Source organism: Petropleomorpha daqingensis (genome assembly GCF_013408985.1).
GTDB lineage: Bacteria > Actinomycetota > Actinomycetes > Mycobacteriales > Geodermatophilaceae > Petropleomorpha > Petropleomorpha daqingensis.
On sequence record NZ_JACBZT010000001.1, the window covers coordinates 1,087,940 to 1,101,371 of the forward strand.

Below are 13,432 nucleotides of genomic sequence, written 5' to 3' on the forward strand. Positions count from 1 at the left end.
GGGCGAAGGGGTCCTTCTACTCGACGGTGACGGACTTGGCGAGGTTGCGGGGCTGGTCGACGTCCAGGCCGCGGGTGTCGGCGATCTCGCAGGCGAGGACCTGCAGCGGCACCGTCGTCACGACCGGGGCGAGCAGCGTCGGCGTCCGCGGCACGCGGATGACGTGGTCGGCGTACGCGACGACGTCCTCGTCACCCTCCTCGGCGATCACGATGGTCCGGGCACCCCGGGCGCGGACCTCCTGGATGTTGGACACGACCTTGCCGTGCAGCAGCTCGCGCGCCCGCGGCGGGACGACGACGATCACGGGAGTGCCCTCCTCGATGACCGCGATCGGGCCGTGCTTCAACTCGCCGGCGGCGAAGCCCTCGGCGTGGATGTAGGCCAGCTCCTTGAGCTTGAGCGCACCCTCGAGCGCGACCGGGAAGCTGACGTGGCGCCCGAGGAACAGCATCCGGTCGGCGTCGGCGAGCGAGCGGCCCAGCTCGCGCACCGGCTCCATCTGCTCGAGCACGGTGGCGACCTTCTCCGGCAGCGTGCGCAGGTCGGCCACGATCGAGCTGATCTCGTCCTCGTACTTGATGCCCCGCACCTGGGCGAGGAAGAGCCCGACCAGGTAGCAGGCGACCAGCTGGGTGAGGAAGCCCTTGGTCGAGGCGACCGCGACCTCCGGGCCGGCGTGGGTGTAGAGGACGGCGTCGGACTCCCGCGGGATGGTCGAGCCGTTGGCGTTGCAGATCGCCAGCACGCGGGCCGACTGCTCCTTCGCGTGGCGCAGCGCCATGAGGGTGTCCATCGTCTCGCCGGACTGGCTGATCACGACGACCAGCGTCGAGCGGTCCAGCACCGGGTCCCGGTAGCGGAACTCGCTGGCGACCTCGACCTCGACCGGCAGTCGGGTCCAGTGCTCGATGGCGTACTTGGCGATCAGGCCGGCGTGGTACGCGGTGCCGCACGCGACGACGAAGACCTTGTCCACGACGCGCAGATCGTCATCGGAGAGCCGCACCTCGTCGAGCACCAGCTCGCCGTATCGGCCGAGCCGGCCGAGCAGGGTGTCGGCGATGGCCTGCGGCTGCTCGGCGATCTCCTTGAGCATGAACCAGGGGTAGCCGCCCTTCTCGGCGGCGGCGGCGTCCCAGTCGACCCGGAAGGCCTTGGGCTCGGCCGGTGCGCCGGCGAAGTCGGTCACCGTGACCCCGCGCCGGCGGTCGATCTCGACGACCTGGTCCTGGCCCAGCTCGAGGGCGTCGCGGGTGTGCGCGATGAACGCGGCGACGTCGGAGCCGAGGAAGTACTCGCCATCGCCGACGCCGACCACCAGGGGGCTGTTGCGGCGGGCGCCGACCAGCGTGTCGGACTCGTCGGCGTGCGCGGCGACGAGGGTGAACGCACCCTCCAGCCGGCGGCAGACCGCGCGCATCGCCTCGGCCAGCCGGCCGGGGCCCTCCGGGGCCTCCGCGTAGGCGGCGGCGAGCAGGTGCGCGGTCACCTCGGTGTCGGTCTCGGAGGCGAACTCGATGCCCTGGGCCTCGCACTCGGCGCGCAGCGAGGCGAAGTTCTCGATGATCCCGTTGTGGATCACCGCGACCTTGCCGTCGGCGGACAGGTGCGGGTGCGCGTTGCGGTCGGTCGGGCCGCCGTGCGTGGCCCACCGGGTGTGCCCGATGCCGAGCGTGGCCGGCGGGAGCGGGTGCTCGCCGAGCACCTTCTCCAGGTTGGCCAGCTTGCCGGCCTTCTTCGCGACGGCCAGTTCGCCGGCGTCGGTCCGGAGGGCGACGCCCGCCGAGTCGTAGCCGCGGTACTCCAGCCGCCGCAGCCCCTCGAGGACGACGTCAAGGACGTCCTGCGAACCGACGTATCCCACGATGCCGCACATTGGTCCGAGGGTACTTGCGGGAGGCGGACCGCACGGTCAACGCCCGGGCACGAGGGCGCCGGCGGGGCGCGCAGGAGTGCTCAGGCGCACGTGGCGACGACGAGGGCCAGCCGGTCGGCGACCGCGTCGGCCTGGTCCTGCGTCGGTGCCTCGACCATCACCCGCACCAGCTGCTCGGTGCCGGACGGGCGCAGCAGCACCCGGCCGTCGTCCCCGAGCTCCTCCTCGGCGGCGTTGACCGCGTCGGCGACCTTGTCGCTCTCGACCACGGCCAGCCGGTCGCGCACCGGGACGTTGATCAGCACCTGGGGAAGCTTCTGCACGATCGAGACCAGCTCGGCCAGCGACGCGTCGGTGGCCCGCATGCGCGCCATCAGCGCGAGCGCGGTGAGCATCCCGTCGCCGGTGGTGGCGTGATCGAGGAAGACCAGGTGGCCGCTCTGCTCGCCGCCGAGGGAGAGGTCGCCGGCCCGCAGCGCCTCCAGCACGTAGCGGTCGCCGACAGCGGTGGTCTGCACCGCGATGCCGGCGTCGCGCATCGTGTGGTGGAAGCCGAGGTTGCTCATCACCGTGGCGACGACGGTGTCCTGCTTGAGCTGACCGCGCTCGTGCAGGCCGAGGGCGCAGACGGCGAGGATCGCGTCGCCGTCGACGACGTCGCCGTCGGCGGTGACCGCGAGGCAGCGGTCGGCGTCGCCGTCGTGCGCGATGCCCAGGTCGGCGCCACGGGCGCGGACGGCCTCGATCAGCGGCCCGAGGTGGGTGGAGCCGACGCCGTCGTTGATGTTCCAGCCGTCAGGCGAGCAGCCGATGTCGTGCACGGTCGCGCCCGCACGGCGGTAGAGCTCCGGAGCGAGCAGGGCGGCTGCGCCGTGGGCGCCGTCGACGACGACCTCGAGGCCGGTCAGCGGCTGCTCGAGGGTCGACTGCAGGTGGGCCAGGTAGTCCTCGGCCGCCTCGGGCAGGTCGCGGACGCGGCCGATCTCGCCGCCGGTGGGGCGGTGCGGATCACCCAGGCCGCTGGTGACGGCGCGCTCGATCGCGGCCTCGTCCTTGTCCGGCAGCTTGTGCCCGCCGCGGCTGAACAGCTTGATGCCGTTGTCGGGCATCGGGTTGTGGCTGGCCGAGATCATCACGCCGAGATCGGCGTCGGTCCGGCCGGTCAGGTAGGCCAGCGCGGGGGTGGGCAGCACCCCGGCGCGCAGCACATCGGCGCCGGCGCTGGTCAGCCCGGCGACGACGGCGGCCTCGAGCATCTCCCCGCTGGCGCGGGGGTCACGGCCGACGACCGCGACGGGACGAGACGTCCCGTCGCGGTCGGCGAGCACGCCGGCGGCAGCACGCGCCACCGAGAGCGCCAGTTCCGGGGTGAGCTCGGCGTTCGCCAGGCCCCGGACCCCGTCGGTCCCGAAGAGGCGACCCACGAAGGGTCAGCGCTTCGAGTACTGCGGCGCCTTGCGCGCCTTCTTCAGGCCGTACTTCTTGCGCTCCTTGACCCGGGCGTCGCGGGTGAGGAAGCCGGCCTTCTTGAGGGCCGGACGGTCCTCGGCCTCGACCTCGATGAGGGCGCGGGCGATCGCCAGGCGCAGCGCGCCGGCCTGGCCGGTCACGCCACCGCCCTTGAGGAGGCCGACGACGTCGTACTGCTCGGCCTTCTCCAGGGTGACGAACGGCTCACGGATGAGCTGCTGGTGCACCTTGTTCGGGAAGTACTCCTCGAGGGTGCGGCCGTTGAGCTTGAACTGGCCGGTGCCGGGCAGCAGCCGCACGCGGACCACGGCCTCCTTGCGCCGGCCGACGGTCTGGACGGGACGCCCCTCGGCGTCGGTCACGGACAGGGCGCTGGTCACTGGGCCACCTGCTTGATCTCGTAGGTCTGCGGCTGCTGCGCGGCGTGCGGGTGCTCCGGCCCGGCGTACACCTTCAGCTTCTTGAGCATCTGACGGCCGAGGCTGTTGTGCGGCAGCATCCCCTTGACGGCGCGCTCGATGACGCGGTCGGGGTGGGTGCGCAGCTGGTCGCCGACGTTGATGGTCTTCAGACCACCCGGGTAGCCGGAGTGCCGGTAGGCCTCCTTGTTCTCCCGCTTGCTGCCGGTCAGGGCGACCTTGCCGGCGTTGACGATGACGACGAAGTCGCCGGTGTCCACGTGCGGGGCGTACTGGGGCTTGTGCTTGCCGCGCAGCAGCTGCGCGGTCTGGCTGGCCAGTCGACCGAGCACCACATCGGTGGCGTCGATGACGTGCCAGGCCCGGCTGACCTCGCCGGGCTTGGGGGTGTACGTGCGCACGGCGCTCGTGTCCTCCGTCGTCGTCGGGAAGGCTGGTGGGATCGCCTCTCCGAGCACGGGAGACGTCGCAGCACGCGCGGGCACCAGCCCACCCGCGCGCCAGCCGACCACGATACCAGCCGGGCGATCACGCCCTTCCGGAGCAGCTACTCGACCTCGGTGAGCTTGCCCGTGGCGACGTCGTAGACGGTCCCGCGGACGTCGCGCGAGAGCAGGTAGGGGCTCTCCTTGATCAGCCGGATCGACTCGCGGACGTCGGCCTCGGCGTCCTTGAACGCGCGCAGGGCCCAGGCCGGGCGGCGGCCGGTCGCCTCCTCGACGAGGTCGGCGAAGGCGTTGTCGTCGGTCGCCTGCAGGCCGCACTGCGTGTGGTGGACCAGCAGGATCTCGCGGGTGCCCAGCACGTGCTGGGAGACGGTCAGCGACCGGACGACGTCCTCGGTGATCACCCCGCCGGCGTTGCGGATGACGTGCGCATCGCCCACCTCGAGGCCGAGCATCTGGAACAGCGGCATCCGCGAGTCCATGCAGGACACGATCGCCACCTTGCGGGCCGGGCGGACGTCCTTCGACCCCGGGAACCGCTGCGCCCACTCCTCGTTGGCCGCCAGCATCCGGTCGATCTCGGACATGCCCCACCTCCGTCGCTCGCCTGGCCGCACCCTAACCAGGCGGCTCCGGCCCTCCCGACTTACCCCCTGACGGACGGTTCCCGCAGGATGAGACCGTGCGCACGGTCGAGGAACACCAGGCGGTGGTCGCCGCCCTGCTCGAGCAGCTACCCGAGGAGCAGGTCGAGCTGACCGCCGCGCACGGGCGCGTGCTCGCCCGCGACGTGCGCGCGGCAGTGGCGCTGCCCGGCTTCGACAACTCCGCGATGGACGGCTACGCCGCCCGCTGGGACGAGCTCGCGGAGCTGCCCGCCCGCCTGCCGGTCGCCGACGACATCCCCGCGGGGCGCACCGACGTCCGGCCGCTGGAGCCCGGGACCGTGCAGCGGATCATGACCGGCGCCCCGCTGCCGGCCGGCGCGGACGTCGTCGTCCCGGTCGAGCTGACCGACCGTGCGACCGACGTCGTGACGATCCACGAGACGCCGGACAAGGGCACGCACGTGCGCACCGCCGGTGAGGACATCGCGGAGGGGTCCGTCGCGCTGGCGGCGGGCACCCCGCTGGGCGCCTCCCAGCTGGGGCTGGCCGCAGCGGTCGGGGTCACGACGCTGCCGGTGCGCCGGCGGCCACGGGTGCTGGTCCTGTCCACCGGCAGCGAGCTGGTCGAGCCCGGGCAGCCGCTGCGGCCGGGGCAGATCTACGAGTCCAACTCGATGCTGCTGGTCGCCGCCGTCGAGGACGCCGGCGGCGAGGCCCGGCGGCTGCACTTCGTGCCCGACGACGTCGAGGCGTTCCTGACCACGTTGCGCGCGGAGCTCGACTCGGCCGACCTGCTGCTCACCAGCGGCGGGGTCAGCGCGGGCGCCTACGAGGTGGTCAAGGACGCGCTGTCCGGCCTGGGCACGGTGGAGTTCGTCAAGGTCGGCATGCAGCCGGGTGGGCCGCAGGGCGCCGGCACGGTGGACGGGGTCCCGATCGTCACGCTGCCGGGCAACCCGGTGAGCTCGTTCGTCTCGTTCGAGGTGTTCGTCCGGCCGGCGCTGCGCCGCGCCCTGGGGCACGCGAACCCCGACCGGCTGCGCGCGCCGGCCCGGCTGACCGCGTCGCTGACCTCCCCCGCCGGCAAGCGGCAGTTCCTGCGCGGCCGCTACGACGGCGGTCTGGTCTCCCAGGTCGGCGGGCCGGGCTCGCACCTGGTCGCCCACCTCGCCCGCGCCAACTGCCTGGTCGTGGTCCCCGAGGACGTCACCGAGCTGCCGGAGGGCGCGGAGGTCGACGTCGTCCTGATCGAAGGAGCCCTGCAGTGAGCAACCCGCGCTTGACCCACGTGGACGAGTCCGGCGCGGCCCGGATGGTCGACGTCTCGGAGAAGGCGGTCACCACCCGGGTGGCGACGGCGGCCGGCCGGGTGCTGGTCAGCCCCGAGGTGATCGCCCTGCTGCGCGGCGAGGGCGTGCCGAAGGGCGACGCGGTGGCCGTGGCTCGCATCGCCGGGATCGCCGGGGCCAAGCGGACGCCGGACCTGGTGCCGCTGTGCCACCCGATCGCGCTGCACGGGGTCACCGTCGACCTGGAGGTCACCGACGACGCCGTCGAGATCACCGCGACCGCCCGCACCGCGGACCGGACCGGGGTGGAGATGGAGGCGCTGACCTCCGTGGCCGTCGCCGGGCTGACGATGATCGACATGGTCAAGGCGGTCGATCCGCGGGCGTCGCTCACCGACGTCCGGCTGCTGGCGAAGAGCGGCGGCAAGAGCGGGGACTGGGTCCGATGAGCTCCGAGCTGCCGCCGGGGGCCCGGGCCGTGGTCGTCACCGCGTCCAACCGGGCGTCGGCGGGCGTCTACGAGGACCGCAGCGGGCAGGCGCTCGCGGCCGGGCTGCGGGAGCTCGGGTTCGCGGTGGACGGTCCGCACGTGCGCCCGGACGACGTCGACCTGCTCGCCGAGGTGCTGCGGGAGGCGGTGGCGAGCGGGGCGGACGTCGTCCTGACCACCGGCGGGACCGGGCTGTCCCCCACCGACGTCACCCCTGAGGCCACGCGCGAGGTGCTCGAGCGGGAGGCGCCCGGGATCGCCGAGGCCGTCCGCCGCTACGGCGCGGCCACGGTGCCGACCTCGGTGCTGTCCCGCGGTATCGCCGGCACCGCCGGGCGCACGCTGATCGTCAACCTGCCCGGCTCGACCGGCGGCGTGAAGGACGGCCTCGCCGTCCTCGGCCCGCTGCTCCCCCACGTCGTCAGCCAGCTGCGCGGCGGCGACCACCAGGCCTGAGCGGAGTGGATCTGTGCGCGTCACCGGCACGGATCCACTCCGCTACCCCAGCACGATCCGCTCGGGACAGCTGTAGACGTTGCAGCCGTCGCCGCGGAGGAAGCCGACCAGCGTGATGCCCAGCTCGCGGGCCAGCTCGACGGCCAGGGACGACGGCGCGGACACCGCCGCGAGCACCGGGATGCCGGCCATCGCCGCCTTCTGCGTCAGCTCGAAGCTCGACCGGCCGCTGACCATGAGCACGTGCCCGGCCAGTGGCAGCCGGCCGGCGCGCACCGCGTCGCCGACGACCTTGTCGACGGCGTTGTGCCGGCCGACGTCCTCGCGCAGGGCGACCAGCGAGCCGTCTGCTGTGAACAGCCCGGCCGCGTGCAGGCCACCGGTCTTGTCGAACACCTGCTGGGCCGCGCGCAGCCGGTCGGGCAGCGCGAGCAGCACCTCCAGCGGCAGCCGCAGCGGATCGGCGGCGATGTCGAACGCGGTCTTCGTGCGCAGGGCGTCGATGCTCGCCTTGCCGCAGACCCCGCACGAGCTCGACGTGTAGAAGTTCCGGTCGAGTGCGGTGTCCGGCGCCTCCACACCGGGGGCGAGGTCGACATCGACGACGTTGTAGGTGTTGCGGCCGTCGTCGTCCACCGAGTTGCAGTACCGCAGACCGGCGACGTCGTCCGCGGAGCGGATGACCGCCTCGGTGGCCAGGAAGCCGTGCACGAGGTCGAAGTCGTCGCCCGGCGTGCGCATGGTGACGGCGAGCGGTGCGCCGCCGAGCCGGATCTCCAGCGGCTCCTCGGCCGCGACGGTGTCCGGCCGGGTGCTGTGCGCCGCCCCCCGGATGCGCAGCACCGGCGTCCGGCTCGTGACTCGTCCCACGAGGACGAACGGTACCCACGGAACAGGCCTTACCGTGCAGGTCATGGACGAGCCCGTTCCGCTGCCGCCGTACGCGGCCGTGGTGCTGGCGGGCGGTCGCGCGGCGCGGCTGGGGGGGCAGGCCAAGCCCCAGCTGGACGTCGGCGGCCGCCCGATGCTCGCCACCGTGCTCGCGGCCGTGGCCGACGCGCAGCGACGGGTCGTCGTCGGTCCGCCCCAGGGCGTACCGGACGGCGTCGTGGTCGTCCGGGAGGATCCGCCGCGGGGCGGCCCGGTGGCCGCGCTCAAGGCCGGTCTCGCCGAGGTGCCGACCGACGTCGTCGCCGTCCTGGCCGGCGACCTGCCGTTCCTCACCGCCGATCTGGTGCGGGCGCTGCGCGAGCGGCTCACCGGGGACGGGGTCCTCGTCGTCGACGACACCGGGCAGGACCAGCTGCTGCTCGGCATGTGGCGGACGGCGGTGCTGCGCGCGGCCGTCGCCGACGTGAGCGGGCCGACGTCGATGCGCAAGGTGCTCAGCCCGCTCGCGGTGCGCCGCTACCGGCCGCTCGTCGAGCCCGGGATGCCCCCACCGTGGACCGACTGCGACACGCCCGCCGAGCTCGCCCGGGCCCGCCAGGCGGCCGAACGGCTGCGCAGGTCCGGCGTTCGGGAGTAGAACGGCGGCATGCGCGTCGTCGTCGCCGGGGCTCACGGGCAGGTCGCCCGCCGCCTCGGCCGCCTCCTGTCCGGCCGCGGCGACACCGTCGTCGGCATCGTCCGCAACCCCGACCACCGGGCCGACCTCGAGGACGACGGCGTGCAGCCGGCCGTGCTCGACCTCGAGCACGCCTCGGTCGACGAGGTCGCCGAGGTGGTGAACGGAGCCGACGCGGTGGTCTTCGCCGCCGGCGCCGGCCCCGGCAGCGGCGAGGCACGCAAGCACACCGTCGACCACGGTGCCGCGGTGCTGCTCGCCGACGCGGCGGAGAAGGCCGGGGTGCGGCCGTACCTGCTCGTCTCGTCGATGGGCGTGGAGCAGGCCCGCCACGGGACGCCGCACGGCATGGACCCGGTGTTCGCCGTCTACCTGCAGGCCAAGCTGCGCGCGGAGGACCAGATCCTCCCCCGGCCGGCCCTCGACACCACGATCGTGCGGCCCGGCCGGCTGACCGACGAGGCGGGCACGGGGCGGGTCACCCTGGCGCACGGCGTGGACTACGGCGAGATCCCCCGGGACGACGTCGCGGCCGTGCTCGCCGAGATCCTGCGCGCCGGCGCGAGCAACGACGTCGTCGAACTGGTCGGCGGCGACACCCCCATCGCGGAGGCCGTCGCCGCGCTGCCCTAGGAGTCGCGCAGCCCGACGGCGTCGTGGTCCCAGAAGGTCTGCCGGTACACGAGCGTGCCCGTCATCCAAGGCTCGTGAGCGCGCAGCAGGCGCACCTGGAACGCGACGTCGGGGATCCGCAGCGACGGCCTGCGGAAGCCGAGCTCGCCGGCGGCGACGAACCCGCGCCGCCGGTAGTAGGCCGGGTCCCCCTCCAGGAAGACCGCGGGCACGCCGAGGTCGTCGAGCTCGGCGACGCCGTGCTCGATCAGCGCGGCGCCCACGCCTCGACGCTGGTGATCGGGGTGGACGGCGATGGGGCTGAGCACCTGGACCTCGACCAGCCGCGGCGGTGCGTCCAGCAGGCTGCGGGTGAACAGCACGTGCCCGACGACCTCGTCGTCCTCGCAGGCGACCAGCGAGAGCCCCTGCTCGGTGGCCAGGCTGCGGCGCAGGTCGACCAGCAGCGGAGCGACCACGTCCTCGCCGTGCCGGCCGAAGGCGCGTCGGTGGATGTCGGCCACCCGGTCGTGGTCGGCCGGCTGCTCGGGTCGGATCAGCACGGCGCGCACCGTAGGCAGGCGGTGTCGGCGCGGTCCATCGGGTTTCCGCGCTCAGCTGCGCCGGGCGCGGGTCACCTCGGCGCGGGCCGCGAGCATGTCGGCCGGCGGGTAGTCGACGCGGACCAGCGTGAGCCCGGCGGCGGGGGCGACGGTCACGTCGTCGGCCCGCTCGGTCCGGCTCAGCAGCTCCGCCGGCCACGCGGCCGGACGGCGCCCCTCGCCCACCGCCAGCAGGGCGCCGACGAGGCTGCGCACCATCGAGTGGCAGAAGGCGTCGGCCGAGGCTGCGATCGTGACCAGGTCGCCGTCGCGGGCCACGTCGAGGGCCAGCAGCGTGCGGATGGTGGTCGCGCCCTCGCGGCGGCGGCAGTAGGCCGCGAAGTCGTGGCGGCCGAGCAGGGTCGCGGCGGCCGCCGTCATCGCCCCGGCGTCGAGGGAGCGGGGCCAGGCGACGGTGTCGGCCCGGCGCAGCGGTGACGGGCCGCCGGGGGCGTCGGTGAGCCGGTAGACGTAGTGCCGCGCGAGCGCCCCGAAGCGGGCGTCGAAGTCGGGGTGCGCCTCGGTGACCGAGGGGACGGCGATGTCGGCGGCGAGGACGCCGCGCAGCCGGCGCACCAGTTTCTCGCGGTGCTGCTCCCAGACGGCCCGGGGAAGGTCCAGCGAGGCGACCTGGCCCGTGGCGTGCACGCCGGCGTCGGTCCGCCCGGCGACGGTCAGCGCGACCGGCACGCGCAGGACGGTGGCCAGCGCGGCCTCGAGCTCGGCCTGCACGGTGCGGCGTCCGGGCTGCTTGGCCCAGCCGGACAGCGCCGTCCCGTCGTACTGCACGTCCAGGCGGACGCGAACGAGCCCGCCCCCGGGGTCGGGGACGGGCTCGTCGAGGTCGTGCTGCGTCAAGCAGGGACCGGTGATCAGAGGATCACTTGGGGTCGGGGGCGGACTCGCCCCCCGGGGCGTCCGCGCCCGCGGTGGCCGCGTCGCCGAGCTCGGCGGCCTCCACCTCGGCGGCGGCGGCAGCGGCGACCTCGGGCGAGACGTTGTCGCTGTCGACGACCGCAGCGTTCTCGCGCTCGGGCTCCGGCGTCACGTCACCGTCGTCCTGGCGCTCGTCGTCGGGCAGGAAGACGTCGTCGACGACCTCCTCCGCGCTCTCCTCGGCCGTGGTGTCCTCGGCCGTGGTGTCCTCGGCCTCGGCGGTCTCCACGGCGTCCGCGGTGACCTCACCGGCGGCCGACGCCGCACCCTTGCGCGGGGCGAACCGGGTGCCGCGGGCGCGCTCGGCCTCACCGACGGCCTGCTGGCCCACGGTCAGCGCCTCGACCAGCTCGATGACCGCCATGGGGGCGTTGTCGCCCTTGCGGTTGCCCACCTTGGTGATGCGCGTGTAGCCGCCGGCGCGGTTCTCGTAGCGCGGGCCGATCTCGGCGAACAGGGTGTGCACGACGTCCTTGTCGCGGATGACGGTCATCACCTGACGCCGGGCGTGCAGGTCACCGCGCTTGGCGAAGGTGACCAGCTTCTCGGCGAACGGACGCAGCCGCTTCGCCTTCGCCTCGGTGGTGGTGATCCGCCCGTGCTCGAACAGCGACGTGGCCAAGTTGGCCAGCATCAGCCGCTCGTGCGAGGGAGACCCGCCGAGACGGGGGCCCTTGGTGGGGGTGGGCATGTCGGTCCTTCCTCAGGCAACCGGGCGAGCGGGCCGGGTGCGGTGCGTGTACTGCCGAAAGTCGCTGTTCAGTGTGGCGGGCCGGGAGGCCCGGCCGGACGGCGGGGGTGCCGCCGTCCGCCCGGCGCAGCTCAGAGCTGCTCGGTCTCCTGGTAGGACCCGTCGTCGTACGCCTGGCCGTAGTCCGTGCCGTAGTCGGCGGTGCCGTGGTAGGCGTCGGTCTCGTAGCCCTCGTCGTAGCTCTCGACCGAGCTCGGGATGAACCCGGGCGGGCTGTCCTTGAGCGCGAGACCCATGGCCGCCAGCTTCATCTTGACCTCGTCGATCGACTTGGCCCCGAAGTTGCGGATGTCGAGCAGGTCGGCCTCCGAGCGGGTGACGAGCTCACCGACGGTGTGCACGCCCTCGCGCTTGAGGCAGTTGTAGGACCGGACGGTGAGGTCCATGTCCTCGATCGGCATCGAGAAGTTCGCGATGTCCGCGGCCTCGGCCGGGCTCGGGCCGACCTCGATGCCCTCGGCGTCGACGTTCAGCTCGCGCAGCAAGCCGAACAGCTCGACCAGGGTCGAGCCGGCGCTGGCGATCGCGTCGCGGGGAGCGATCGACGGCTTGGTCTCGACGTCGACGACCAGGCGGTCGAAGTCGGTGCGCTGCTCGACACGGGTGGCCTCGACGGCGTAGGTGACCTTGAGGACCGGCGAGTAGATGGAGTCGACGGGGATCCGGCCGATCTCCTGACCGGGCTGCTTGTTCTGCGGCGCCGGCACGTAGCCGCGGCCCCGCTCGACGACCAGCTCGATCTCCAGGCGGCCCTTGCCGTTCAGGGTCGCGATGTGCAGCTCGGGGTTATGCACCTCGACGCCCGCGGGCGGCGCGATGTCGGCCGCGGTGACCTCGCCGGGGCCCTGCTTGCGCAGGTACATGGTCACCGGCTCGTCGGAGTCGGAGCTGACGACCAGGCCCTTGAGGTTGAGGATGATCTCGGTGACGTCCTCCTTGACACCCGGCACGGTGGTGAACTCGTGCAGGGTCCCCTCGATCCGGATGCTGGTGACAGCCGCACCGGGGATCGAGGACAGGAGCGTGCGCCGCAGGGAGTTGCCGAGGGTGTATCCGAAGCCGGGCTCGAGCGGCTCGATGACGAACCGGGAGCGCTGCTCGGTGAGGGTCTCCTCGGTCAGCGTCGGACGCTGGGCGATGAGCATTGTCGATGTTCTCCTTCAGGTCCTCCGGCGACCGCCATATGACGCCGTGAGGGGGTGGTGCTGGCGTCGGCGGGCATCTGTCCGCCCGCCGACGCCGGTGGTGCAGCGAGCTCTTACTTGGAGTAGAGCTCGACGATCAGCTGCTCCTGGACCGGGGTGTCGATGACCTGCCGGGCCGGGATGCTGTGGACCAAGACGCGCAGCTGGCTGCTGATGACCTCCAGCCACGCCGGCACCGGACGCTCGCCGGCGCGGGCCTGGGCGATCTGGAAGGGCACCATCGCCTTCGACTTCTCGGCGACCTCGATGATGTCGTTCTCGCTCACGCGGTACGACGGGATGTCGACCTTGCGGCCGTTGACCCGGATGTGCCCGTGGCGGACCAGCTGGCGGGCCATGTCGCGGGACTCGGCGAAGCCGGCCCGGTACACGACGTTGTCCAGCCGCGACTCCAGGATCTGGAGCAGGACCTCACCGGTCTTGCCGGTCTTGCGGTTGGCCTCTTCGTAGTAGCCGCGGAACTGCTTCTCCAGCACGCCGTAGATGCGGCGGGCCTTCTGCTTCTCGCGCAGCTGCAGCAGGTACTCGCTGTCCTTGCTGCGACCCCGGCCGTGCTCGCCCGGCGGGTAGGGCCGGATCTCGATCGGGCACTTCGGGGACTCGCACTTGCTGCCCTTGAGGAACAGCTTCATCTTCTCGCGCCTGCACAGGCGGCAGTCGGCTCCGGCGTAACGGGCCACGGTTTCTCTACCTCTTCTGTCT

16 protein-coding genes are annotated in these 13,432 nt (G+C 73.2%); 5 read left to right on the forward strand and 11 right to left on the reverse strand.

Translation table 11 applies throughout. The annotated features are described in order from the left end of the window. Positions 1–16: 16 nt before the first annotated feature. The 5 genes from glmS to GGQ55_RS05275 form a co-directional block, all read right to left on the reverse strand. The gene (glmS, locus tag GGQ55_RS05255; protein WP_179715447.1) at positions 17–1,879 is read right to left on the reverse strand and encodes a glutamine--fructose-6-phosphate transaminase (isomerizing); all 1,863 of its coding nucleotides are present in this window, start codon (positions 1,877–1,879) and stop codon (positions 17–19) included. An 80-nt stretch (positions 1,880–1,959) separates the two neighbouring features. Further along, the gene (gene glmM, locus GGQ55_RS05260) at positions 1,960–3,303 is read right to left on the reverse strand and encodes a phosphoglucosamine mutase (RefSeq protein ID WP_179715448.1); all 1,344 of its coding nucleotides are present in this window, start codon (positions 3,301–3,303) and stop codon (positions 1,960–1,962) included. A 6-nt stretch (positions 3,304–3,309) separates the two neighbouring features. After that, on the reverse strand, positions 3,310–3,729 hold the full coding sequence (rpsI, locus tag GGQ55_RS05265; RefSeq protein WP_179715449.1) for a 30S ribosomal protein S9: 420 nt from the start codon (positions 3,727–3,729) through the stop codon (positions 3,310–3,312). Then, entirely contained in the window at positions 3,726–4,169 is a 444-nt protein-coding gene (gene rplM / locus GGQ55_RS05270) for a 50S ribosomal protein L13 (protein WP_179715450.1), read from the reverse strand. Before rplM ends, rpsI begins: the two co-directional genes overlap by 4 nt. A 146-nt stretch (positions 4,170–4,315) precedes the next feature. Further along, the gene (locus GGQ55_RS05275; protein ID WP_179715451.1) at positions 4,316–4,801 is read right to left on the reverse strand and encodes a beta-class carbonic anhydrase; all 486 of its coding nucleotides are present in this window, start codon (positions 4,799–4,801) and stop codon (positions 4,316–4,318) included. A gap of 95 nt (positions 4,802–4,896) precedes the next feature. Here GGQ55_RS05275 and moeA point away from each other — a divergent pair, with 95 nt between their 5' ends. From moeA to GGQ55_RS05290, 3 genes are read left to right on the forward strand one after another with little or no spacing between them, the layout of a single operon-like run. Continuing rightward, positions 4,897–6,090: a molybdopterin molybdotransferase MoeA gene (gene moeA, locus GGQ55_RS05280; RefSeq protein WP_179715452.1), complete on the forward strand. Its 1,194-nt coding sequence runs from the start codon at positions 4,897–4,899 to the stop codon at positions 6,088–6,090. Then, the gene (gene moaC / locus GGQ55_RS05285; RefSeq protein WP_179715453.1) at positions 6,087–6,560 is read left to right on the forward strand and encodes a cyclic pyranopterin monophosphate synthase MoaC; all 474 of its coding nucleotides are present in this window, start codon (positions 6,087–6,089) and stop codon (positions 6,558–6,560) included. Before moeA ends, moaC begins: the two co-directional genes overlap by 4 nt. Then, a complete protein-coding gene (locus tag GGQ55_RS05290) occupies positions 6,557–7,057 on the forward strand; it encodes a MogA/MoaB family molybdenum cofactor biosynthesis protein (RefSeq protein ID WP_179715454.1) in 501 nt (166 codons plus the stop codon). Before moaC ends, GGQ55_RS05290 begins: the two co-directional genes overlap by 4 nt. 42 nt (positions 7,058–7,099) lie before the next feature. On the opposite strand, the gene fdhD is transcribed toward GGQ55_RS05290, so the two are convergent. Then, on the reverse strand, positions 7,100–7,927 hold the full coding sequence (gene fdhD, locus GGQ55_RS05295; protein ID WP_179715455.1) for a formate dehydrogenase accessory sulfurtransferase FdhD: 828 nt from the start codon (positions 7,925–7,927) through the stop codon (positions 7,100–7,102). Between the two features lie 43 nt (positions 7,928–7,970). Here fdhD and mobA point away from each other — a divergent pair, with 43 nt between their 5' ends. Together mobA and GGQ55_RS05305 are read left to right on the forward strand one after the other, a co-directional pair. Beyond that, the gene (mobA, locus tag GGQ55_RS05300) at positions 7,971–8,585 is read left to right on the forward strand and encodes a molybdenum cofactor guanylyltransferase (RefSeq protein WP_179715456.1); all 615 of its coding nucleotides are present in this window, start codon (positions 7,971–7,973) and stop codon (positions 8,583–8,585) included. A 9-nt stretch (positions 8,586–8,594) separates the two neighbouring features. Next, positions 8,595–9,257: an SDR family oxidoreductase gene (locus GGQ55_RS05305; protein WP_179715457.1), complete on the forward strand. Its 663-nt coding sequence runs from the start codon at positions 8,595–8,597 to the stop codon at positions 9,255–9,257. Here GGQ55_RS05305 and GGQ55_RS05310 read toward each other — a convergent pair. From GGQ55_RS05310 to rpsD, 5 genes are all read right to left on the reverse strand, one after another. Further along, on the reverse strand, positions 9,254–9,799 hold the full coding sequence (locus GGQ55_RS05310) for a GNAT family N-acetyltransferase (RefSeq protein WP_179715458.1): 546 nt from the start codon (positions 9,797–9,799) through the stop codon (positions 9,254–9,256). The genes GGQ55_RS05305 and GGQ55_RS05310 overlap by 4 nt on opposite strands. Before the next feature lie 51 nt (positions 9,800–9,850). Further along, positions 9,851–10,696 carry a tRNA pseudouridine(38-40) synthase TruA gene (gene truA / locus GGQ55_RS05315; RefSeq protein ID WP_218859172.1) on the reverse strand — a complete coding sequence of 282 codons (846 nt, stop codon included), beginning with the start codon at positions 10,694–10,696 and terminating at the stop codon, positions 9,851–9,853. 22 nt (positions 10,697–10,718) lie between these two features. Further along, positions 10,719–11,465, reverse strand: a complete 747-nt coding sequence (rplQ, locus tag GGQ55_RS28705; protein WP_179715459.1) for a 50S ribosomal protein L17 — start codon at positions 11,463–11,465, stop codon at positions 10,719–10,721. 131 nt (positions 11,466–11,596) lie between these two features. Further along, positions 11,597–12,670, reverse strand: coding sequence for a DNA-directed RNA polymerase subunit alpha (locus GGQ55_RS05325; RefSeq protein ID WP_179715460.1), 1,074 nt, complete (start codon positions 12,668–12,670; stop codon positions 11,597–11,599). A gap of 113 nt (positions 12,671–12,783) precedes the next feature. Beyond that, on the reverse strand, positions 12,784–13,410 hold the full coding sequence (rpsD, locus tag GGQ55_RS05330) for a 30S ribosomal protein S4 (protein ID WP_179715461.1): 627 nt from the start codon (positions 13,408–13,410) through the stop codon (positions 12,784–12,786). Positions 13,411–13,432: the final 22 nt, after the last annotated feature.

Excerpts from the sequence above, each read along its gene's own strand:
- glmS (WP_179715447.1), bottom strand. The coding sequence starts at position 1,879 with ATGTGCGGCATCGTGGGATACGTCGGTTCGCAGGACGTCCTTGACGTC.
- GGQ55_RS05275 (WP_179715451.1), bottom strand. The coding sequence starts at position 4,801 with ATGTCCGAGATCGACCGGATGCTGGCGGCCAACGAGGAGTGGGCGCAG.
- GGQ55_RS05290 (WP_179715454.1), top strand. The coding sequence starts at position 6,557 with ATGAGCTCCGAGCTGCCGCCGGGGGCCCGGGCCGTGGTCGTCACCGCG.
- mobA (WP_179715456.1), top strand. The coding sequence starts at position 7,971 with ATGGACGAGCCCGTTCCGCTGCCGCCGTACGCGGCCGTGGTGCTGGCG.
- GGQ55_RS05305 (WP_179715457.1), top strand. The coding sequence starts at position 8,595 with ATGCGCGTCGTCGTCGCCGGGGCTCACGGGCAGGTCGCCCGCCGCCTC.
- rplQ (WP_179715459.1), bottom strand. The coding sequence starts at position 11,465 with ATGCCCACCCCCACCAAGGGCCCCCGTCTCGGCGGGTCTCCCTCGCAC.
- GGQ55_RS05325 (WP_179715460.1), bottom strand. The coding sequence starts at position 12,670 with ATGCTCATCGCCCAGCGTCCGACGCTGACCGAGGAGACCCTCACCGAG.